The sequence below is a fragment of the Acinetobacter pragensis genome (assembly GCF_001605895.1).
In the GTDB taxonomy this organism is placed as follows: domain Bacteria; phylum Pseudomonadota; class Gammaproteobacteria; order Pseudomonadales; family Moraxellaceae; genus Acinetobacter; species Acinetobacter pragensis.
Genome location: NZ_LUAW01000001.1, coordinates 31,509 through 53,137, shown reverse-complemented (window position 1 = coordinate 53,137; position 21,629 = coordinate 31,509). Strand labels below are relative to the sequence as shown.

General features: G+C 45.1%; 18 protein-coding genes. 9 read left to right on the top strand and 9 right to left on the bottom strand.

Annotation, left to right across the window (positions count from 1 at the left end):
• The first annotated feature begins 47 nt into the window (after nt 1–47).
• Complete coding sequence (locus AZH43_RS00250; protein WP_067665080.1) at nt 48–854, top strand: tetratricopeptide repeat protein; 807 nt, start codon at nt 48–50, stop codon at nt 852–854.
• Nucleotides 855–971: 117 nt separating this feature from the next.
• On the opposite strand, the gene AZH43_RS00245 is transcribed toward AZH43_RS00250, so the two are convergent.
• From AZH43_RS00245 to AZH43_RS00230, 4 genes are read right to left on the bottom strand one after another with little or no spacing between them, the layout of a single operon-like run.
• On the bottom strand, nt 972–1,910 hold the full coding sequence (locus tag AZH43_RS00245) for an AEC family transporter (protein WP_067665077.1): 939 nt from the start codon (nt 1,908–1,910) through the stop codon (nt 972–974).
• 49 nt (nt 1,911–1,959) lie between these two features.
• Complete coding sequence (locus AZH43_RS00240; protein ID WP_067665074.1) at nt 1,960–3,075, bottom strand: NADH:flavin oxidoreductase/NADH oxidase; 1,116 nt, start codon at nt 3,073–3,075, stop codon at nt 1,960–1,962.
• 13 nt (nt 3,076–3,088) lie between these two features.
• A complete protein-coding gene (locus tag AZH43_RS00235; protein WP_067665071.1) occupies nt 3,089–5,194 on the bottom strand; it encodes a TonB-dependent receptor in 2,106 nt (701 codons plus the stop codon).
• Nucleotides 5,195–5,217: 23 nt separating this feature from the next.
• On the bottom strand, nt 5,218–6,492 hold the full coding sequence (locus tag AZH43_RS00230) for a carbohydrate porin (protein ID WP_067665068.1): 1,275 nt from the start codon (nt 6,490–6,492) through the stop codon (nt 5,218–5,220).
• 389 nt (nt 6,493–6,881) lie between these two features.
• On the opposite strand from AZH43_RS00230, the gene mutM reads away from it, so the two are divergent.
• Nucleotides 6,882–7,736 (top strand): bifunctional DNA-formamidopyrimidine glycosylase/DNA-(apurinic or apyrimidinic site) lyase, encoded by an 855-nt coding sequence (mutM, locus tag AZH43_RS00225; protein WP_067665065.1) that lies wholly within the window; start codon nt 6,882–6,884, stop codon nt 7,734–7,736.
• Entirely contained in the window at nt 7,733–8,014 is a 282-nt protein-coding gene (locus tag AZH43_RS00220) for a peptidylprolyl isomerase (protein WP_067665062.1), read from the top strand. Before mutM ends, AZH43_RS00220 begins: the two co-directional genes overlap by 4 nt.
• A 177-nt stretch (nt 8,015–8,191) precedes the next feature.
• Here AZH43_RS00220 and mscL read toward each other — a convergent pair whose 3' ends face one another.
• Nucleotides 8,192–8,632, bottom strand: coding sequence for a large conductance mechanosensitive channel protein MscL (gene mscL, locus AZH43_RS00215; protein WP_067665059.1), 441 nt, complete (start codon nt 8,630–8,632; stop codon nt 8,192–8,194).
• A 222-nt stretch (nt 8,633–8,854) separates the two neighbouring features.
• Nucleotides 8,855–10,693, bottom strand: coding sequence for a translational GTPase TypA (gene typA, locus AZH43_RS00210; RefSeq protein WP_067665056.1), 1,839 nt, complete (start codon nt 10,691–10,693; stop codon nt 8,855–8,857).
• 175 nt (nt 10,694–10,868) lie between these two features.
• Here typA and AZH43_RS00205 point away from each other — a divergent pair, with 175 nt between their 5' ends.
• The 3 genes from AZH43_RS00205 to AZH43_RS00195 all read left to right on the top strand — a co-directional run bounded on the left by AZH43_RS00205 (nt 10,869) and on the right by AZH43_RS00195 (nt 14,802).
• Nucleotides 10,869–12,239: a uracil-xanthine permease family protein gene (locus tag AZH43_RS00205; RefSeq protein ID WP_067665053.1), complete on the top strand. Its 1,371-nt coding sequence runs from the start codon at nt 10,869–10,871 to the stop codon at nt 12,237–12,239.
• Nucleotides 12,240–12,304: 65 nt separating this feature from the next.
• Nucleotides 12,305–13,342, top strand: coding sequence for a class I SAM-dependent methyltransferase (locus AZH43_RS00200; protein ID WP_067665050.1), 1,038 nt, complete (start codon nt 12,305–12,307; stop codon nt 13,340–13,342).
• Complete coding sequence (locus AZH43_RS00195) at nt 13,339–14,802, top strand: amino acid permease (protein ID WP_067665047.1); 1,464 nt, start codon at nt 13,339–13,341, stop codon at nt 14,800–14,802. Before AZH43_RS00200 ends, AZH43_RS00195 begins: the two co-directional genes overlap by 4 nt.
• 686 nt (nt 14,803–15,488) lie before the next feature.
• Here the strand turns inward: AZH43_RS00195 and omp38 are convergent.
• Complete coding sequence (gene omp38 / locus AZH43_RS00190) at nt 15,489–16,538, bottom strand: outer membrane protein Omp38 (protein WP_067665044.1); 1,050 nt, start codon at nt 16,536–16,538, stop codon at nt 15,489–15,491.
• Between the two features lie 376 nt (nt 16,539–16,914).
• Between omp38 and AZH43_RS00185 the strand changes: the two genes are divergently transcribed.
• From AZH43_RS00185 to AZH43_RS00175, 3 genes are all read left to right on the top strand, one after another.
• Entirely contained in the window at nt 16,915–17,436 is a 522-nt protein-coding gene (locus tag AZH43_RS00185) for a GspH/FimT family pseudopilin (RefSeq protein ID WP_067665042.1), read from the top strand.
• Nucleotides 17,437–17,545: 109 nt separating this feature from the next.
• On the top strand, nt 17,546–18,721 hold the full coding sequence (locus AZH43_RS00180; protein WP_067665037.1) for a thiolase family protein: 1,176 nt from the start codon (nt 17,546–17,548) through the stop codon (nt 18,719–18,721).
• Nucleotides 18,722–18,916: 195 nt separating this feature from the next.
• A complete protein-coding gene (locus AZH43_RS00175) occupies nt 18,917–19,366 on the top strand; it encodes a VOC family protein (protein WP_067665034.1) in 450 nt (149 codons plus the stop codon).
• A 55-nt stretch (nt 19,367–19,421) separates the two neighbouring features.
• On the opposite strand, the gene AZH43_RS00170 is transcribed toward AZH43_RS00175, so the two are convergent.
• Together AZH43_RS00170 and AZH43_RS00165 are read right to left on the bottom strand one after the other, a co-directional pair.
• Nucleotides 19,422–19,907, bottom strand: a complete 486-nt coding sequence (locus tag AZH43_RS00170; protein ID WP_067665031.1) for a DUF934 domain-containing protein — start codon at nt 19,905–19,907, stop codon at nt 19,422–19,424.
• The gene (locus AZH43_RS00165) at nt 19,900–21,543 is read right to left on the bottom strand and encodes a nitrite/sulfite reductase (protein WP_067665027.1); all 1,644 of its coding nucleotides are present in this window, start codon (nt 21,541–21,543) and stop codon (nt 19,900–19,902) included. Before AZH43_RS00165 ends, AZH43_RS00170 begins: the two co-directional genes overlap by 8 nt.
• Nucleotides 21,544–21,629 lie beyond the last annotated feature (86 nt).

Below are 21,629 nucleotides of genomic sequence, written 5' to 3'. Positions count from 1 at the left end.
ACTCAGACACATAAATGGATTTATGTCGCTGTATTAAAAGGTTTAAAATGAAAAAAATCCTACTCGCCGGCTTAATTGCCCTTTCATCTCAATTCGTTTTGGCAGAGGCTCCTGCCAGCAGCACCGATCCTGAATTCGCTAAAATTGAGGCGATGGTTAAAGCGAAGAATCTCACAGGCGCTTATCAAGCCTTAGAAAAATTAGCAAAACAAGGCAACGCACAAGCGATTTATAATTTGGGCTACTTGACGCAATCCGGTCAAGGCACAGCAAAAAATGAGAAGAAAGCCATTCAGCTGTATGAAGAAGCTTCCAATAAGGGCTACCCTGTGGCCAGCTATGTTTTGGGTAAAAACTACATTACCGGTTCAATGGGTTTAAAAGTCGACCCTGCCAAAGCCAAGCAATACTTAGAAAAGGCATCGTCACAAGGTTTTGATGATGCTTCTGTCGATTTAGCTGTATTGCTGTTTTCTGAAAATAAACCTGAATCAGATAAAGCCGGCTTAGCCAAACTGGATCCTTTAATTAAAAAGGGCAACTACCAAGCAGTCCATGCCAAAGCGCTGTATGACATCAGCACCGGCTTTAAAAACAAAGATGAAAAGCCCATTCAGCAAGGCTTAAACAGCATTCAGGACTTGGCGAAAAAAGGCTATGTTCCCGCTTTGATGGCTGTAGGCAATATGTTCGCCAACGGCAATATCATTCCCCAGAACCTAACTGAAGCGCAAAAAATCTTTACGGCTTTGGCCAAAGAGAATGTACCGCAAGCCAAAGAATCTTTAGCGACAGTCAACAAAATGATTGCAGAACAAGCCAAAAATCCTAAACCTGAAGCTAAAAAGAGCTAAGCAAAAACGCTCTTAGCATTCAAAATACATAAAAAAAAGCCAAACTTTGATTGTTTGGCTTTTTTATTGGGAGTCATCACCCATGAATATCCAAAATGCGCTGTTCTGCAGTAACCGTCAAAGCGCAATAAACTGCGATGACTGCGACAATAAAATTGCCACCGCAATAAAGCCGGCAATTGTGCTTAACACCAAGGGCGCTAAAGCTTTTTCGCCTAAACCGTAATGCTGCGCAAATATGCCAAAGGCAATCGGCATTGGAAGCGCGGCCAGCAGTGTGCCGACAAACATCATTTCCCGGCTGACATCCATCAGCCACAGCAGTGAAAAAATCAGCAGCGGCATCACAATGACTTTTAGACCAACCAGTACTGCGCTCTGCACATTCACTGTGCTTAGCTTCATGCCAACCAAACTGCCGCCAATTACAAAAAGGGCCAGAGGCGATGCTGTTTTCCCCAGCATTTCAAGCACTTGCACTAGAAATTCAGGTAATTTCAGCTGCATTAACACACAGCTGATGCCTATTAAAATGGCCAATATCACCGGATTCTGCATCAGGCGTTTCAGCAGGATTTTAAATACAGCGCCTTGCTGAGGCAAATTCAAATGCTGCCCTCTTTCTGCCAAAAGCAGCATTAAAGAAAGAATCAGCAGATTTTCAATAATTAAAGTTAAGGAAAGATAAACAGCAGAATGGCTGCCGAGCAGCAGTGTCAAAATGGCTGTACCGATAAAACCGGTATTGGACATAGAGGCGCCCATCGCCAGCACACTGGCGCGCGTCAAGGGCTCATTAAAAACCTTACGGCACAGCAGCAAAGTCAGGAGAAACAGCAGCAAGGAACCGCCGCCATAGCCGATGAAATAGCCCGGATGCCAAATTTCCGCTAAATTTTTGCTGGCCAGCGCCTGCACTAAAAAAGCCGGCAAAGACACCTTCATAACAAATTGACTGAGCGCCTGAAGATGCCCCGCTTCAATAAAACCATTTCTGATGGCCCAATACCCCAGCAGCACAATCAGACAGATTGGCAACAGCACACTCGCCAGCACAGCATATTCCTTAATTTAAAGCGGCATTTATTCAGTTCATCAAACTGAGCTAGATCTCGAAGCGCTTGAACAGATCACGCAATCCGTGCGGCTGGCAGCGCAGATACTGCGGCGCAATAGCAACCGTATCGCCCAATTCAGCGGCAGCATGCCAAGGCCAGCGCGGGTCATACAGCATTGCCCGGGCCAGCCCAATCGCATCGGCCTGCGCATTCTGCAAAATGCCTTCCGCCTGCAAGGCCTCGGTAATTAAACCGACCGCAATTACAGGAATACTGACCTCTTTTTTAACCGCAGCCGCAAACGGCACTTGGTAGCCTGCATGCAGATCAATTTTCTGTTCAATATGCAGCCCTCCGCTGGACACATGAATATACGCTGCCCCCAGCTGCTCTAAGGCTTTAGAAATACCGGCAGCTGATTCAACATTCCAGCTGTCAGCGCCATCCATCCAGTCCGTTGCTGAAAGACGTACCCCAATAGGATAGCCTGCTGACACCGCATTTTTCATGGCCTGAAAGACTTCCAGCGTCAAACGGATGCGGTTTTCAAAACTGCCGCCATATTCATCTGTACGCAGATTTGACAAGGGTGACATAAATTGATGCAGTAAATAGCCATGCGCTGCATGCAGCTCAATCAGTTCAAAACCTGCATTCACCGCACGCTTTGCAGACTCAGCAAAGTCCGCAATGATCCGCTCAATTTCAGCTGTATTCAATGCATGCGGTGCATGATCGGCCGGATTAAATGGCACATTGCTGGCAGAAACAGTCTGCCAGCCTTGCACATGCTCAGGCGGCAATTGTCCGCGCCCATCCCATGGCTTGTCTGTTGAGGCTTTACGTCCCGCATGCGCCAGCTGAATACCGAACGGCATAGGTGAAATAGTTTTCAGTTTGGCCAGCAGCGCTTTGATTTGCGCGCGCTGCAGATCATTCCATAACCCCAAATCTGCATAGCTGATGCGCCCTTCTGGCTGTACTGCTGTTGCTTCAACAATGCACAGCCCTGCACCCGATAAGGCATAAGCAGCCCATTGCTGTTCATGCCAGTAGCTCAATTCACCCTGTTCATTAGCAGAATATTGACACATCGGCGCAATGACAATTTTATTGCTGAGCTGCAGCCGGTCAAAATGAATGGGCTGAAATAATAAAGACACCGAACTCTCCTTGTTAAAAAGCCTTTGTTACACTCAGGCCAGCGCTCCAATTCACCCCATCCGCAGGTTCAAAGAAACGCCCATTGCCATCATTAACAATGACTGAGCCAATATAGTTTTCATCAAATAAATTATCTGCACGCACATAGGTCCGCACTTTCCAGTCTGCCTGCTTCCAGACATAGCCCGCATTGGCAGAGACTACGGTATAGCTTGGCGCGGCATCACTGTTGCCGTCATCTACATAGATTTTATCCATATAGCGGACATCTACACCTGCATTAAAGCCAGTTTCTGGCTGCCAACCTAGAGCAGCAAAGGCTTGATTCTTGGCAATACCGGGAATATAAATTCCTTTAACAACATCACTGTCCGGGATTGCAGCATCAAAAGTGGCATCTATATAGCTGTAGCTGGCCTGTGCGGTTAAATCACGCCATAACGCTTTATTCCAAGACAGCTCCACACCCTCACGCAAGGTTTTGTCAGCGTTTCGATATGTTGCACGGCCATCCACAGTTCCTGCAGAAACAATATCATCCTGTGTTTTGCTTTGGAACACTGCAGCAGTGAAATTGCCCAAGGCATTTTGCGCTTTGATGCCGACTTCATAATTGTCGCTGCTGGCAGGCTTTAAATTGAAATTCATGCCGTCATCCGCAGAATACGCCATCTCTGTAAAGGTTGGCGTTTCAAAGCCTTTGGCATAGCTGACATAAGTGTTCACATTTGGAGTAATGGCCCAACTTAAGGCTGCAGATGGCAAGACTTTGTCATAATCTGTTTTACCGCTGTCATCTCCATTTCCTGCCGTAACATAGTGATCTTGAGATTCATAATGCACATTGCTGTAGCGCAGGCCCGCATCTAAAGTCCACGCCGGCAGAAAGTTCCAAGAGGCTTGTAGATAGGGATCTAAATTCCATAAGGTGTTATTTTCATCGCGGCGTAAATTGCCTTTTACCCCATAATTGCCATTGGCATCAAAATTTTCATAGCCTTTACGGTCTTCATCCATATAGTCAAATGCCAAACCAGCAGTAAAACGGGTATTCGGCAAAAGGTCTTTGCCTATCCAGCGAATATCTGTTCCATAATAGTCCCGGCTAAAATCAATCACGCCGCCTGCATGGCGCGGGTTGAGCTGAGTACTGCTCGGAATAGACTGATACTGCACCACGTCACGCTGTCCTGCATAGGCCATTGCATACAGCTCTTGCTGATCATTCAGCGGCTTGCTCCAAGTGAGCCCCGTTTGTGTTTGATTAATGTCTTTTCTGACATCAAACTGCTTTAAAAAAGGTACCTGCTGCTTCGGGTCGGCCTTCCATTGCGCACGGGTCAAACCTTGCGGATCATCGGCATTAATGTCGACATGATTGACAATCCAGTTCACTTTGGAACCGTCTTCTAAATCCCAAGTGAGTTTGGCATTGCTCAGCACTTTTTGAGCCGCGCTATGCTCTCGGTAGCCGTCCGTATCAAAATAAGATGAGCTCACCACATAGCTTGGCTCACCCGCTTTGTCAGCTCCGCCCTGCAGCACAACATCAGCGCGGCTTTTATTGTGGCTGCCGCCCGAATAGCCCAATTCAATCGAATCTTTGCCTGAACCTTCTTTGGTTGAGGTTAAAATCGCGCCGCCGGAAGAGTTGCCGTAAAGCGATGAAAATGGCCCGCCCAGAACTTCAATGTGATCCAGACTGCTTAAATCGATATTTGATGTCTGCCCCTGCCCATCCGGCATGGTCGCTGGAATGCCATCCACATACAGCCGGATGCCGCGCACGCCAAAAGTTGAACGCGCGCCAAAACCGCGCATAGACAGCTGCAGATCCTGCGCATAATTTTCACGGTTATTGAGCTGCAGTCCCGGAACGCCTTTCAGGGTTTCAGTCAGATTCACACCCAAATCATTGCGATTTAAGTCCTGCTCTACACGGTATACCGATGCTGGCGTATTGAGCCAAGCCGTATCGGTACGCGCTGCTTCTATTTTTATGACCGGAAGTAAAACAGGTTCCGAAGAACCTGTTTCTGCATATAGGCTTTGGCAGATGCTTGCCGTCAGTCCAAGTAAAGTCATTTGTATAGGAAGATTCAACGCTTTACTTATCATCAAGTACACCTGTTTTCAGCTCATTAGAATATTACTTTAGAGCTTAAACCAATTACAAAGGCATCATCAACTTTGTTTGTCGCGCCTGGGTTGACCACATATTGCAATAACGGACGCAACATGAATGATTTCAATGGGTAATAAGAATAATTTAATTCAATATTATATTCTGCTTCTTCATTCAAAATTTCTTTGGTAGCTCTGAAGCGGTCATTCACATGTACGCGGTTTACCCCTAAGCCTAAAATATCATTCGGATGGCCTTCAAAAGCGCCAATGTATTTCAAGCCAATTTGCTGTGAATTGTCCACTTGAGTCGTGGTGCGGTCATGGAAAGTGAAATTCCCGAAACTGTGCAATCCGCGGCGCCCTTCTCCTGCAGACGTTAATTGCTGCTCAAAGGAAATCCAGCCGCCGTAGCTTCTGTCTTCCCCAGCTGTACCGGCTTTATAGGCCACATCATACTGATTTTTGGCATCATCCGCCGTGTTGTACAGAACACCGAAACGGTAACTGCCCGGCAGGTCATTCAGCCCTTTTTTCGGAGACCAAACCGCTTCACTTAAAATATTCACGCCATCGGCATTCTTGGTATCCAAATTCCAGCCTTGACGTTCCAATGCATTTTCAGGGTTATATTCAAATACCCCCACTTGCGCAAACAGCTCTGGATTAATTTGGTATTTTACCCGGCCGCCCCACTGGGAAACGGGCGTGTTGTACCACAGCTTGCCCTGCCACTTGCCCATTTGGGCAGCGCAAAAAGCATTGCCTTGAAAGTCACAGGCCATGGTATTGAATTCAGTACCTAAGCCCATGCGGCCCAATCGAACGCTGATGCCTTGGTCTTTAAAGGCCTTATCAATATAAAATTCACTTAAACGGCTTCCCGAATTACCGCGCCCCCAGTTCGCCTGTGAATTGGCCCATTGCGGTGCTGATGGATCCTGAATGCCTTCCAGCGAAGTGCTTTGTCCTTGGCGCGCTGTGACCAAAGCGCGGAAAATTACGCCTTCCCAGCCTGCCAGCTTCTCCAGATCCAAGGTTGTGCCTACACCAAACTGCGTGCCGAACGTCGGCGATTGATGCGCATCATAGCCGCCATGCGCCAGATACGAGCCATCTGTTGCAACAGTCGCATCAAACTTTATGCCTTGCTGCGCCAATTCGGTTCGCTGACCGTTCCAATCTCCCAGCAAATACTGGCCTTGAACATCAAAGGGCTGTTCGGAGGCGTGAACAGATGTCATGGCAGCCATCAGACAAACTGGCATAAAAGCTAGACTGAACTTTTTCATAGGAAAAACCTGAATTTAAGAATGTTGCAGTTCTCAGTGCATTTGATTGAAAACTTTTGCGTGAATAATTACATAATTAATTAATATCTATCTCTGCAAAATTTTTATCATTTATTAAACTTTTATTTATGATAAACAACTAAATAAATAACCATTAGCCGGAAAAATAAATTTTCAATGAATATCAAAAGCATAAGCTGTTAGCCATGTCTCAAATAGGCTCAAGCATTTGAGGCTTTGATTTTTTAATATAAATGACGCGTAGGTAGAAGCCTGACAATATTTTTAACCGTAAAATCTGCTATTGGCCTTTCAGCTTTTTTATTTGCGCTTGCAATACCGCCAATTTAACCCAATATTAACGGCATCCTGTTTTAACCAGATACAGCATGCCTGAATTACCAGAAGTCGAAACCACCAAAACCAGCCTGTTGCCATTAATTGATCAGCATGTATTGCGGGTTGAGGTGCGCCAGCCTAGCCTGCGCTGGCCTATTCCCCATGATTTGCAAAAGCTTGCTGGACAGCGCCTGCTGCAGCTGACGCGCCGTTCTAAATATATTTTGGCGCAATTTGAACATGACACTATGCTGTGGCATTTAGGCATGTCCGGCAGCTTCAGAATTTGCGATGGGCATGAAGAATTGCGCAAGCATGACCATCTGATTATTCAATTTGATGATGTACAGCTGCGCTACCACGACCCGCGCCGTTTTGGCTGTATTCTTTGGCTGGATGAAAGCTCTCAGGCTAAATTGATTGATACGCTGGGGCCGGAGCCGCTGAGTGAATCATTCAATGCAGAGTATCTGTTCAATAAATTCAAAACCAAGAATACCGCAATTAAAGTGGCCATGATGGATAATCATATTGTGGTCGGGGTCGGCAATATTTATGCCACTGAAAGCCTGTTCAACTTAGGCATTCATCCGGCACAGCCCGCATCGACCCTCAGCTTTGCGCAAGTTGAAAAGATGGTGGCTGAAATCAAGCGCATTCTCAAGCAAGCCATTGATCTGGGCGGCTCTACTTTGCGAGATTACAGCAATGCTATGGGTGAGAACGGTTATTTTCAGCAGACTTTGCTGGCTTATGGCCGCGCCGGTGAAATGTGCGTCAACTGTGAAACGACTTTAGAAAATTTGAAACTGGGTCAGCGCGCAAGTGTATTCTGCCCTGAATGCCAGCCTATCAAAAAGGTTAAAATAAGCAGTAAGAAAGCCCTGAAAGGAAACAAAGCATGAAATCCGCTATCGTTCGGCATATTTTAGTCAAAGACAAAGAAACAGCTGAACAGCTGAAGAAGAAAATTAAAGCTGGCGCTGATTTTGCCAAAATAGCCAAACAGCATTCAACGTGCCCTTCAGGAAAAAAAGGCGGTGAACTCGGCGACATTAAAAAAGGCCAGCTGGTTGGCCCGATTGATAAAGCCGTGTTTACTTTGCCTGAGCGCGAACTGCATGGCCCAATCAAAAGCCAGTTTGGCTGGCATTTACTGGAAATTAAGTTTCGGATGGATTAACAGACCTTCTGCTGCCAGAAGAAAAGCTGAGCTGAAGATTGATCATATTGTCCAAGAAAACCCTTTAACGTCCTCTCCCAGCCAGAGCCGGCTTCCTGCCTGCCCTTTCTAAAAAAGAGGAAAAAATTTCCAAAAAAAACGGCGCATTGAGCGCCGTTTTTTATGTCTAAATCAGCATTACGCTTGCGGGCGTTTTTTCAGCTCATCACGGATTTCTCGAAGCAATTCGATATCTTCCGGTGTAGGTTCTGGTGCCGGCGCTTCTTCTTCCTGCTTGCGACGCATTTTGTTCATGATTTTCACCAGCAAGAACACGACCCAAGCCAAAAGCAGGAAGTTGATTAAGATGGTCAAGAAATTACCGTAGGCTAAAACATTCAAGCCAGCATCTTGCGCCGCTTTTAATGTATTCAGGTTGTTGGGATTATCGCCCAACACCAAGAACCAGTTTGAATAATCAACATCGCCGCCTAGGATCCAAGAGATCACAGGCATGATGATGTCTTTCACCATTGAATCAATAATCTTACCGAACGCGCCGCCAATGATCACACCGACAGCCAAATCCATCACGTTGCCTTTTACAGCAAATTCTTTAAATTCTTGAACAATACTCATCTTTATCTCCAGCCAATGTCCGCTACTATTCTTTATTAAATTTTTTAAGTGACCTACATCACAAATTATAATGTATAAGCCTGATGAATTCCTTGTAATTTACTCGGAAAACACCTGTGTTCATACACGAGTTTGCTAATTTTAAACAAAAAAAATGCCACCAATAGCTTGATGGCATTTTCAATGACGCTACCCGCATAGGAACAGCATCATTTCTAAATCTTATTTACCAGAACGGTTACGTTTACGTTCGTTTTCAGTCAAGTAACGCTTACGGATACGGATTGACTTCGGTGTTACTTCAACTAATTCATCATCTTCAATGAATTCAAGTGCTTGTTCAAGTGTGTATTCAACAGCTGGAACCAGAGTCAACGCTTCATCAGTACCAGATGCACGTACGTTTGTTAACTGTTTCGCTTTCGTTGGGTTAACTGTCATGTCGTCTGAACGAGAGTTAATACCAATGATCATGCCTTCGTAAACTTCGAGCTGAGGTTTAGCGAATAAACGGCCGCGGTCTTGAAGAGTGAACAGCGCATAGCCCAAGCAAACGCCTTGAACCATAGAAATCAACACACCGTTTTGACGTTTCGCAACAGTACCTTGTTTCATTGGACCGTAATGCGAGAAGCTTGACGTCATGATGCCTGTACCAGAAGTCATGGTCAGGAATTCAGAACGGAAACCGATCAAGCCGCGTGAAGGAACAGTCGCTTCAATACGGATACGGCCTTTGCCGTCAACTTCCATATTGGTCATTTCGCCTTTACGGTGACCCATTTGTTCCATAACAGCGCCTTGGTGCTGTTCTTCAACGTCAAAAGTCACGTTTTCGTACGGTTCTTGTTTTTCGCCGTCAACTTCTTTCAAGATTACTTGCGGACGAGATACGCCCATTTCGAAGCCTTCGCGGCGCATGTTTTCAATCAGAACTGAAAGGTGAAGTTCACCACGGCCAGATACTTTGAAACGGTCTGGACTGTCAGTGTCTTCAACACGCAATGCTACGTTGTGGATCAATTCGCGGTCTAGACGTTCACGGATATTACGTGAAGTTACGAATTTACCTTCTTTACCAGCAAACGGTGAGTTGTTTACTTGGAAAGTCATGGTTACTGTAGGTTCGTCTACAGAAAGAGGAGGAAGCGCTTCAACTGCTTTCGGATCACAAATTGTGTCAGAAATATGCAATGCATCGATACCCGTTACACAAACGATATCGCCTGCTTGAGCAGATTCAACATCAATACGCTCTAAACCGTGGTAACCCATGATTTTTAAGATACGGCCGTTACGTGTTTTGCCTTCTTTGTCGATCACAGTTACAGGTGTGTTCAACTTAACAGAACCGCGCTGGATACGGCCTACACCGATTACACCTACGAAGCTGTTATAGTCAAGTGAAGACACTTGCATTTGGAATGGACCATCAACATCAACTGCTGGCGGTTCAACGATGTCTACGATTGTTTGGAACAATGGTGTCATATCGTCAGCAAGTTCTTCTGGAGAAGGACCAGCAACACCGCGAAGGCCTGAAGCGTAAACGATTGGGAAGTCCAACTGTTCGTCAGTACCGCCAAGGTTGTCAAACAAATCGAATACTTGGTCAATAACCCAGTCTGGACGCGCGCTTGGCTTGTCAACTTTGTTAATGATTACGATTGGCTTCAAACCGCGCGCGAACGCTTTTTGCGTTACGAAACGAGTTTGCGGCATTGGGCCTTCTTGAGAATCGACAAGAAGCAATACGCAGTCAACCATCGACATTACACGTTCAACTTCGCCACCGAAGTCGGCGTGTCCCGGGGTGTCCACGATGTTGATGCGGTATTCTGTATCCGTGCGGGCATCAGTCCATTTGATTGCAGTGTTTTTTGCAAGAATGGTAATACCGCGTTCGCTTTCAATAGCGCCCGAATCCATCACACGTTCGATCTCACCCGCGCGATCACCGAGAGCACCAGATTGCTGTAAAAGTTTGTCGACTAGAGTCGTTTTACCATGATCGACGTGCGCAATAATGGCAATGTTACGGAGAGTTTTAATATCTGACATGTAAAAATTCGATACGTATATAATTTGAGGGCAAATTATACAGAAAAATCCGAAGTTTTTATAGTGACAGTTTATTGACAATACCGATTTTTTTGAACAACAGCAGTTTTTTTGGTTTTGTAAAGCCGTGTAATCAGATTAGAATAGCGCCACCTAGCCTTTATTTGCCTTGAACATGTCTGATTTAAATCAATCTCCCAGTCCCAAAGATCAACTTGATTTAGTCTATGGACTGAATGACCGCCCGAAACCTCTTGTTGCATTTCTTGCTGCATTTCAGCATTTATTAGCGATTATTGTGCCTATTGTTACACCCGGCCTGCTGATCTGCTTAGCGTTAGGCGTGTCTAAAGAAGACACCAATATGATTCTTTCAATGTCATTGGTGATCTCGGGGATTGCCACTTTTTTACAATGTAAAAAAGTGGGGCCGTTCGGCGCTGGGCTGCTGATTGTTCAAGGCACCAGCTTTAACTTTATTGGTCCCATCATTGGGATTGGTTCTGCCATGGTGGCTGCTGGCACACCTGTAGAAGCCGTTATGGCATCCATCTTTGGTGTCGTAATTGCGGGTTCTTTTATTGAAATGGGCGTTTCACGCATTCTGCCTTGGATCAAAAAACTCATTACCCCTTTAGTTACAGGCATCGTGGTACTGCTTATTGGCTTAACCTTAATTAAAGAAGGCCTGATCAGCATGGGCGGCGGCTATCAAGCCATGGGGGATAAAACCTTTGCCAATGCAGACAACCTGATCATGTCATGTACTGTTTTAGCCTTAATCATCATCCTGAACCGCGTACGCGTAACATGGATTAAAAGTTCCGCCATTTTAATTGCATTGGTGAGCGGCTACGTTTTGGCTGGCTTTATGGGGCATCTGGATTTTTCAGGCTTGAAAGATGCACCGTTGATACAGGTTCCTACCCCTATGCACTTTGGTTTAAGCTTTTCTTGGAGCTTATTTATTCCAATGGCATTTATCTATTTAGTCACTTCATTGGAAGCCATCGGTGATATTACCGCGACATCTAAGCTGTCTAACCAGCCTGTCGATGGCCCTGAATGGATGCAGCGCATTAAAGGCGGTGTATTGGTTAACGGCGCAAACTCATTATTGGCCGGTTTGTTCAACACCTTCCCAAGTTCTGTATTTGCGCAAAATAATGGCGTGATTCAACTGACAGGTGTTGCCAGCCGTTATGTCGGCATTTGGATTGCTGCGCTTTTGGTCATTTTAGGTTTAGTGCCTGCGGTTGCAGGCGTGATCCAAGCTGTTCCGCAAGCGGTTCTAGGCGGTGCAGTGATGGTGATGTTTGGCGCAGTGGCTGCTTCAGGCATTAATATTCTTTCAGGTGTACACTTAGACCGCCGCGCATTGCTGATCATTGCAATTTCACTGGCTTTGGGCTTAGGCGTTGCGCAAGTGCCTCAAATCCTTGAACACTTGCCTGAACTATTCCGCAACATCTTCAGCTCTGGCGTTGCTACAGGCGGTATTGCGGCCTTGTTATTAAACATTATTCTTCCTGAAACGAAGAAATAATTTCATTTCAGTATGTACGCTGCCCAGCATTGCCTGGGCTTCGTTTTTACTTAGGAGCAACAAATATGGATCCACGAAGTGAAGTTGTTCTTCGGCAGCAGGACTATCTGACAGGCGCTGTGCTTTTTGTCAATGCGCCTTGCGATGAACTGCACACAGAATTGCCGCCTCAAATCAATGCACAATTTTGGACGTGGAATTACAATGAATTTCTGTATTTCCAAAATCAAAATACGCACATACATTTCGGCACGCAGCTGCCTGAAAGTGAGTTTGAACAAGCCGTTATTTTTGTTCCGAAATCAAAAGAATTGCTGAATTATGTTTTGCATAATGTACTCAGCCGGTTAAAACCCGGTGCTTCAATCTTTTTGGTTGGCGAGAAAAAAGGCGGCGTAGAACGCGCAGCCAAGCAATTGCAGCCATATGGCAGCACAATCAAGCTGGATAGCGCACGCCACTGCCAAATGTGGCAGCTCATCAGCATCCTCCAGCCTGAGCTTAAGCCTCTAGAAAGCTGGGTTCAAGAATACAGTGTCAGCACGCCGAAAGGCGACCTGAGCATTTGCGCTTTGCCGGGTGTCTTCAGCCAAAATAAATTAGATGTGGGCACTGCGGTTTTATTGCCGTACCTATCTCAGGTCACTTCAGGAAAAATTGCAGACTTTGGCTGCGGCGCAGGCGTTATCAGTGCTTATTTGGCCAAACTGAATCCCAAAAACCGCATCTTTTCATTAGATGTCGACGCCTTTGCTTTGGCATCAACACAGCTGACTTTTGAGAAAAATAACCTGCTGCCCGAACAGCTTGAAATCAAAGCGGTCAGCGGCATAGAAGATGCACCGCTATTTTTGCATGCCATAGTCAGCAATCCCCCATTCCATCAAGGTATCCATACCGATTACAATGCCAGCGAAAATTTATGCAAAACTTCTCGCCGCCATCTCAAATCGGGCGGTGAACTGTGGATTGTTGCGAACCGTTTTTTAAATTACCCCATTTTAATTGAGCAAAGTTTTGGTCAGTGCTCAACAAAAGCTGATCAGCAAGGCTTCAAAGTGCTCTTCGCCAGCACTCAAAAAAATCTTAAGGAACAACGATGAGCGAAACAACTCAACCGGCGCAACTCAAGCGTAGGCTTGGCGCCCGCCATCTGAATATGATCGCAATCGGCGGTTCTATCGGTACAGGTTTATTTCTGGCCTCAGGCGCAACCATTGCAAATGCTGGCCCTGGCGGCGCTTTATTGGCTTACTGCCTGATTGGTGTGATGATCTACTTCCTCATGACCAGTCTGGGCGAACTTGCAACGCACAACCCGACATCAGGCGCTTTCTTTACCTACGGCACGAAATACGTCGAAGGTGGCTTTGGTTTTGCGCTGGGCTGGAACTACTGGTACAACTGGGCCATTACCGTTGCCTTTGAATTGGTTGCCGTCCAGTTCATCATGAAGTTTTGGTTTCCCGATATTCCCGGCTTTTACTGGAGCGCAATCTTCCTTGCCGTTGTATTCGGCATCAATGCCTTATCTGTCAGAGGCTTCGGTGAGAGTGAGTTCCTCTTCTCTTTAGTGAAAGTTTTAGCCATCATCATCTTTATTGCCATTGGTATGTTCATGATTGTTAAAATCATGATGACGCCGGGTGCCGCCGCTTTTTCCAACTGGACGAAAGGTGAAGCGCCATTTGTCGGCGGGCTTTCAGCTTTGATCGGTGTTGCCATGATCGCCGGATTCTCCTTTCAAGGCACAGAGATGGTCGGTGTCGCCGCCGGTGAATCTAAAGACCCTCAAAAGACCATCCCGATTGCCATTAAACAGATCTTCTGGCGGATTTTATTATTCTATGTGGTGTGCATTTTCATTATCGGCACCTTAATTTCATATGATGATCCGCGCCTGCTGCAAGCCGCATCAAGCGAAAATATTGCGCTTTCTCCGTTTACGCTGCTGTATGAAAAAGCAGGTTTTGCCTTTGCCGCCGGTGTGATGAATGCAGTTATTTTAACTGCGATTCTTTCAGCCGGTAACTCGGGCATGTATTCTTCTACCCGCATGCTGTTTGATATGGCGAAAAATGGCAGCGCGCCTAAATTTTTCAGTAAACTCGATGCGCGCGGCGTGCCGATGAATGCTCTGTATGCAACGACTGCAATTGCTGCGCTGTGCTTCTTAACCACTTTCATTGGCGAAGAACAAGTATTTAACTGGCTTTTAAACATGTCCGGCATGTGCGGTTTTATTGTTTGGCTGGGAATTGCGATTTCGCATTACCGCTTCCGCAAGGGCTATATAGCGCAAGGGCATAAACTCGAAGATCTTGCATACCGTGCAAAATTTTTCCCTTTTGCCCCTTGGTTTGCCTTTATTTTATGCGCCATCGTGGTTTTAGGACAAAACTATCAGGCTGTCCTTGACGGCGACATACTGGCGGTCATTTCAACCTATATCGGTATTTTCTTATTCTTAATCATATGGCTCGGCTATAAATGGAAGTTTAAAACCAAGCTGGTGCCTTACAGCGAAATGGATGTTCGTCCCATGAACATTGATCGAGAATAACGCCAATTTTTAAAACAGCCTTCGGGCTGTTTTTTTTGCAAGAGTGCAATCTTCAGGCTGAAAAAATTTGTCTGTGCTTCATGTGCACATGGTTGAACTGCCATGATTGCGAAAGCTTTGAACACTGACTGTTTGGATCGATCTGCTACGATATTCAGCTCCGCACTGCCATTCAGAAACGTGTTACAGGCGCAACATCACAAAACCAGCAAAGAAATCACTGCCCTGTGCATTTATGCGATGTATCTCGGATTCACTACAATATCCTTCGAAGCGCTATGAAAATTAAAATAAAATTATCAGCATCAAATTTCCATCTTAACGCGGCATTATCCAAAGCAGACTGGATAGGAACATTCCGCACACTCACCTTTCCTTCTTTATGAGGCTATTAATTCAAACTATCTTAATGTTGCGCACACGCTAGACTAGTGCATTACTCAAATCAGCCTGATCACATCACAGTATGGCCGCTGACGCTATCAGGCTAAAAATACTCTAGACTTCGCACCATCAGCATTAAACTCTAAATCCCCCTATTCAGGAACATCAGAATCCATAAGAGGCCTTATTCAAATATTTAATCTGATATCTGAGTTAGAACTGCGGGAAAACGCGAACGGATAAAACTCAGCAATAAAAAAAGCAGCCTGACGGCTGCTTTTTCAGATCAGTTCAATAATAAATTATTGAGCTTGTTCACCTTCTACAACAACTGTACGGCTGCCAGAAATAGTCGCGAATACACGACGGTTCATAGCACGGCCTTCTTTAGTGTTGTTGTCAGCAATCGGTTGATCCCAAGCGAAACCTTGAGTAGACAAACGAGCTGGATCTACATTGTATTCATTTACAAGTGAAGATTTAACAGAGTTAGCACGAGCCAATGATAAACGTTCGTTCAATGCACGTGGACCAGTGTTATCTGTGTGACCTTCGATGCGAGCAGTAGCGTTTGGATATTCAACTAACTTCTCAGCAACTTTAGCGATTTCTGGTTTGTATTGATCTTTGATGTTTGATTTGTTTGTATCAAAGAACACACGAAGTTCCATGTTCAGATCTTCAGTCAACTCTTGTGGAGCTGGAGCTACAGGCGCTGGAGCTACAGGAGCAACTTCAACAACTGGCGCAGCTGGTTTCAAGTGACCGCCAAGAACTACGTTAAGGCCAGCCAAAGCTGTGTAGTTCCAGAAATCTTCATCAATGTTATAAGTCGCACGAGCTTCTGTACGTAGAGATAGAGCATCGTTTAAGCGCCAGAAAGCACCTAGACCAGCGTTACCCAAAGTACCTTCTTCTTCAGTACCGCGGTAAGCACCATTGAGACCACGAGCTGAAGCTGTATCAAATTCATATTTGTAGTGACCAGCACCTAACAATACATATGGCTTGATTTTGCTGTCGTAGTTTTTAGTGATCAAATCAGAAGTAGCATAGAAGTTACCATTGATTTGAGTTTGTTTGTATTCGCCCTGTTGAACGTCTACATCACCTTTCACTTGATTGTATTCAGCTTCGAAGCCTAACCACGGAGTTAATTCAACACCAAGCGCAGCGCCAACGAATAAATCGTCTTGAAGCTCAGGACCGTGAGTAAGGTTACCATTGCTGTTATTGTGTGATGAATCTTGGAAAGTGTAACCAAGCATTAATGGAGTAACAGTTACGCCTGCGTTTGCAGCCGCTAAAGGAGCAGCTACGAGCATTGCTAATGCAATACGACTCATTTTCATGGATTTATCCTCCAGAGATAAAAATTGTTGTTCAAGCTTAAGCCTAAATTTGGCTATCCTGAGATAGGCTTTCTAATACCCCAGTTTTATTTTTAAGCTATTCACGTTGAATCATACAAACACTTTCTTATTTTTCCAAGTGCTTGATTAATTTAATCAAGTAAATTATTGACAAAATTACTTACAATTTCCGTTGTAATTCGGTAATTTTTTACTCAATTTATTCTTGTGAATAGCCTATTGTCACTTGCCTTTATTTTAGCAGTTTTATCAAAACTTGAGTAATAAAATTAACTGCTCAGTATAAGAAAGCATTAAAACGCACTACCAATAACACGATTTTTATAAAAAAACATATAACAATAGGTCTAATTTCATGTTTTCTATAACAAAAAATGGCTTCACGCTGATTGAACTCATTATCGTAATTGCCGTTATCGCAATCATTGCCACAATCGCCCTGCCCTCATTTCAATACTACATGGCCAAACAGGAATTAAAGTCCACCGTCGCCAAATTGATGAGTGTCAGTCAATCCGCCAAGAATTTAGCTTTATTGCATCATGCAAATACTGTGATTTGCCCAAGCGGCTCATTTACCCAATGTGAGGCATTAAAATGGAACAGCGGCTTTATTGTATTTATCGATTTAAATAAAAACAGGCAGGTGGACCCAGCAGAACCAGTGCTGCAGAAAGAAGCGCTTGATCTAAAGTATGGCAGCTTGAACTGGAAAGGCACACTAGGAATACCCAGCATCACATTCCAAGGAATCTCAGGCTTGCCGATTGGTTCCAATGGCGGGTTTTACTATTGTTCCTTTACGCAGCTGCCTCATCAAAAGCTTAATCTCAGCAAAATGGGCCATACTCGCGTTGAAAATATAAGCGTCTGCTAGAACTCACGGGTTTCGTTCTGCACAGCAATTGCGCTTTATTCTGTGAGATTTTTCAATATACTGCTCGGGTTAGGATATTTTTTAATTAAAAAATTTAGGAGAAATAACAATGACGGACATCGTAATTGTAAATGGCGCACGTACGGCTATGGGCGGCTTTCAAGGCAGCCTTTCTGGTTTAACCGCGCCTCAATTAGGCGCAGCTGCGATTAAAGAAGCCATTTCACGTGCAGGCTTGCAGCCCAACGATGTTGAAGAAGTCATTATGGGCTGTGTCCTTCCTGCTGGCTTAAAACAGGGTCCAGCACGTCAGGCGATGCGCCTTGCAGGTCTGCCAGATTCTACAGGCGCAGTGACCATCAATAAGCTTTGCGGCTCAGGCATGAAAGCAGTCATGCAGGCAGCAGACATGATTAAAGCCGGTTCTGCAGAAATAGCGGTAGCAGGCGGCATGGAATCAATGACCAATGCGCCTTATGTGCTGACGAAAGCGCGTGCAGGCTACCGTATGGGCCATGGCGAAGTAAAAGACCATATGTTCCTAGATGGCCTAGAAGATGCTGAAACCGGGCGTTTAATGGGTTCATTTGCGCAAGATATGGCAAATACCAAAGGCTATACCCGTCAACAAATGGATGATTTTGCCATCCGCTCACTCAAGCGCGCTCAAACAGCAATTACTGAAGGGTATTTTGCAGATGAAATTACTCCTGTAACCATTTCATCCCGTAAAGGCGATGTCATCATTGATAAAGATGAACAGCCATTCAATGCCAATATTGACAAAATTTCAAGCCTGCGCCCTGCTTTTGCAAAAGACGGTACAATTACAGCAGCCAATGCCAGCTCGATTTCTGATGGCGCATCAGCTCTAGTCTTAACTTCTGCTGAAAATGCTGTAGCCAAAGGTTTAGCGCCTTTAGCGAAAATTGTGGCTTATGCATCAAACTCTCAGCATCCTTCTGAATTTACCATTGCCCCAGTGGGCGCAATTCAAAAAGTGCTGAATAAAACTGGCTGGGATGCACAAGATGTCGATCTTTGGGAAATTAACGAAGCTTTTGCCATGGTCACCATATGTCCAATGGATGAATTTAAGCTGGATGCCGAGAAAGTTAATATTCATGGTGGCGCATGCGCATTAGGCCACCCAGTAGGTTCGACAGGTTCACGTATTATTTTGACACTGATTCACGCACTTAAACGCACTGGTGGCAAACGTGGTATTGCAGCCCTGTGCATTGGCGGCGGTGAGGCAACTGCTGTAGCGATTGAAATTCTATAAAGTCCTGTCTCCCTTTGAGAGAGCGCTAGAGAGAGGAAGAAAAGCCCAACTCTCTCACTCCAAATAAGTAAGCATAAAAAATCCTCCATATTCGGAGGATTTTTTATGCTTACATTTTTTAATAGATGCACCATTTAAAGTTAAGGAAAGTGTCCTAATATCTAAAGTTATACATAACAAAAATGGACATCTAAAATGCAGCTCAATCACTACCTCAATTTTCATGGCAATACCGAAGCCGCCTTCAATTTCTACAAATCTGTCTTTGGCGGTGAATTCTCTCCCTTGATGCGCTACGGCGACATGCCAGCTCAAGACGGCGTGACGCTTTCAGATGCAGATAAACAAAAAATCATGCACATTTCCCTGCCGATTAATGAATCTACGGTTCTCATGGCCTCTGATGTGAATGAACAGTTCTGCGCGCAAACCAATCAGCCCTTTACAGTAGGAACCAATCACTATATTTCGATCAATTTAGACAGCAGTGAACAAGCGAAAGCTAAACCGCTGTTTGATGCGCTTTCTGCCAATGGTTCAATTGAAATGCCTCTGGATAAAACTTTTTGGGGCGCGCTGTACGGCGCCTTTACAGATCAGTTCGGCATTAAATGGATGATTAATTGCCAGCTTGAAAACAGCTGATTTCACCCAATAAAAAAAGCCTGCATAAGCAGGCTTTTTCTTCAATCAGAATGCATTAAGCACCCGTTTGATAATGCGCTTTCGGCACAGCAGTCGACGCCTGATAAGGGTTGGTAAAATCACCTAAACCAGCAGCGGCTTCCTGAATGTCTTTGCCTTCTTTCACCACAAAAGAATCAAAGCCAGAGCGTTTCATGTAGTTCAAGACATCCTTGAAAACATCTCCAGTTGCACGAAGCTCACCTTGATAGCCTTGACGGCGCAGCAGCGCGGCAAATGAATAGCCGCGGCCATCGTTAAAGCCGGCAAAATCTATGAAGATCGTATCCAATTGATCCAGCGGGAACTGATGATCTTCAGGAGAAGCATCAACTGTCACAAACAGGCCTTTTTTACCAGACACATTAGCCAATTGATCCAATTGCTCTACCGTCAAAACCACGTCACCTTGCGGCAAAACACCATCTTCACCAATCAATTGATAAGTATTTCCGGCTACAGAGCCATCTTTAGAGAGAACTTGAAGTGCTGTATTAAGCATATGCGCGCTCCTTAAATGGCTGAATGCCGACACGGCGGTAAGTTTCGATGAACTCTTCGCCTTCTGTACGTAAATCTAAATACGTATTCAGGATTTCTTCAATGATGTCCGGAACCACGTCAGCGGCGAATGATGGCCCAAGAATGTCACCGATAGAGGCATCATGGTCTGCGTTGCCGCCCAAAGTGATTTGGTAAAACTCCGCGCCTTTTTTGTCTACACCCAAGATACCGATATTGCCGACATGGTGATGTCCGCAGGCATTCATACAGCCTGAAATATTCAGGTCAATGTGGCCAAGGTTGTATACGGTATCCAAGTCATCAAAACGGCGTGAAATCGCTTCCGAAATTGGAATAGATTTCGCATTGGCCAATGAACAGAAGTCCCCGCCTGGGCAGCAGATAATATCGGTAATAAACCCGATATGCGCACGCGCCAAGTTATGCTGATCCAGTGTTTGCCACAATTCAAACAAATCTTTTTGCGGCACATCGACCAGCGAAATATTTTGCTCGTGCGTTGTGCGCAGCTCACCAAAGGTGTATTTATCTGCAAGATCCGCGATCAGGTTCATTTCTTCAACAGTCATGTCCCCAGGCGCAACACCTGCACGCTTCAATGAAATCGTAACGATACGGTAGCCTGAAACTTTATGCGCATTGGTATTGATATTGAACCATTGCTTGAATTTCGGCTCAGCGGCGAACTGCGCAGCGAAATCTTCATCGGCATAATGCTGATAATCAAATGGCGTAAAGTTTTCATCCATTTTTTTCAGCGTATCTGCATCAATTTTTAAAGTTTTGATAGTATGCGCAAATTCAGCTTCGACTTTTTCAGCAAATACTGCAGGCGTTAACGCCTTCACTAAAATTTTAATACGCGCTTTATATTTGTTGTCACGGCGGCCATGCAGGTTATATACACGAAGCACCGCTTCCAGATACGCGATCAAATCTTCACGCGGCAGGAAATCACGGATGAAGCTGCCGATCACAGGTGTACGGCCTAAACCGCCGCCCACTTTAATTTTGTAGCCAATTTCGCCCGCTTCATTTTTCACAATATACACACCGATATCGTGGAATGAAGTTGCAGCGCGGTCAATATCTTCCAGTGCAGATACTGCGATTTTAAATTTACGCGGCAAGAAAGCGAATTCAGGATGGAATGTCGACCATTGGCGGATCAATTCGCAGGTTGGACGCGGATCCGCAATCTCACCGGCAACCACGCCCGCATACTGGTCGGTTGTGGTGTTGCGGATACAGTTGCCTGAAGTTTGAATCGCATGCATTTGCACAGATGCAAGTTCCTGCAGCATATCAGGCACATTTTCCAATGCAGGCCAGTTAAACTGAATATTTTGACGTGTTGATACGTGCGCATAGCCGCGGTCATATTCTTGCGCCAAATCCGAAATTTTACGGAGCTGATTGGAGTTCATCAGGCCATAAGGCACTGCAATACGCAGCATCGGTGCATAGCGCTGAACATACAAACCATTTTGAAGGCGAAGCGGACGGTATTCATCTTCCGTCAATTTGCCTGCTAAATAACGTTCCGTTTGATCGCGGAACTGTGCAACACGTTCATTAACCAGTTGCTGGTCAAAATCAGTATATAAATACATGGCGTACAGCTAGTAATTTCTATTATAACGGCGCACAGCATAGCGAGATTTCATCTATCAAGAAAATGCGTTTTTTACATATTTCA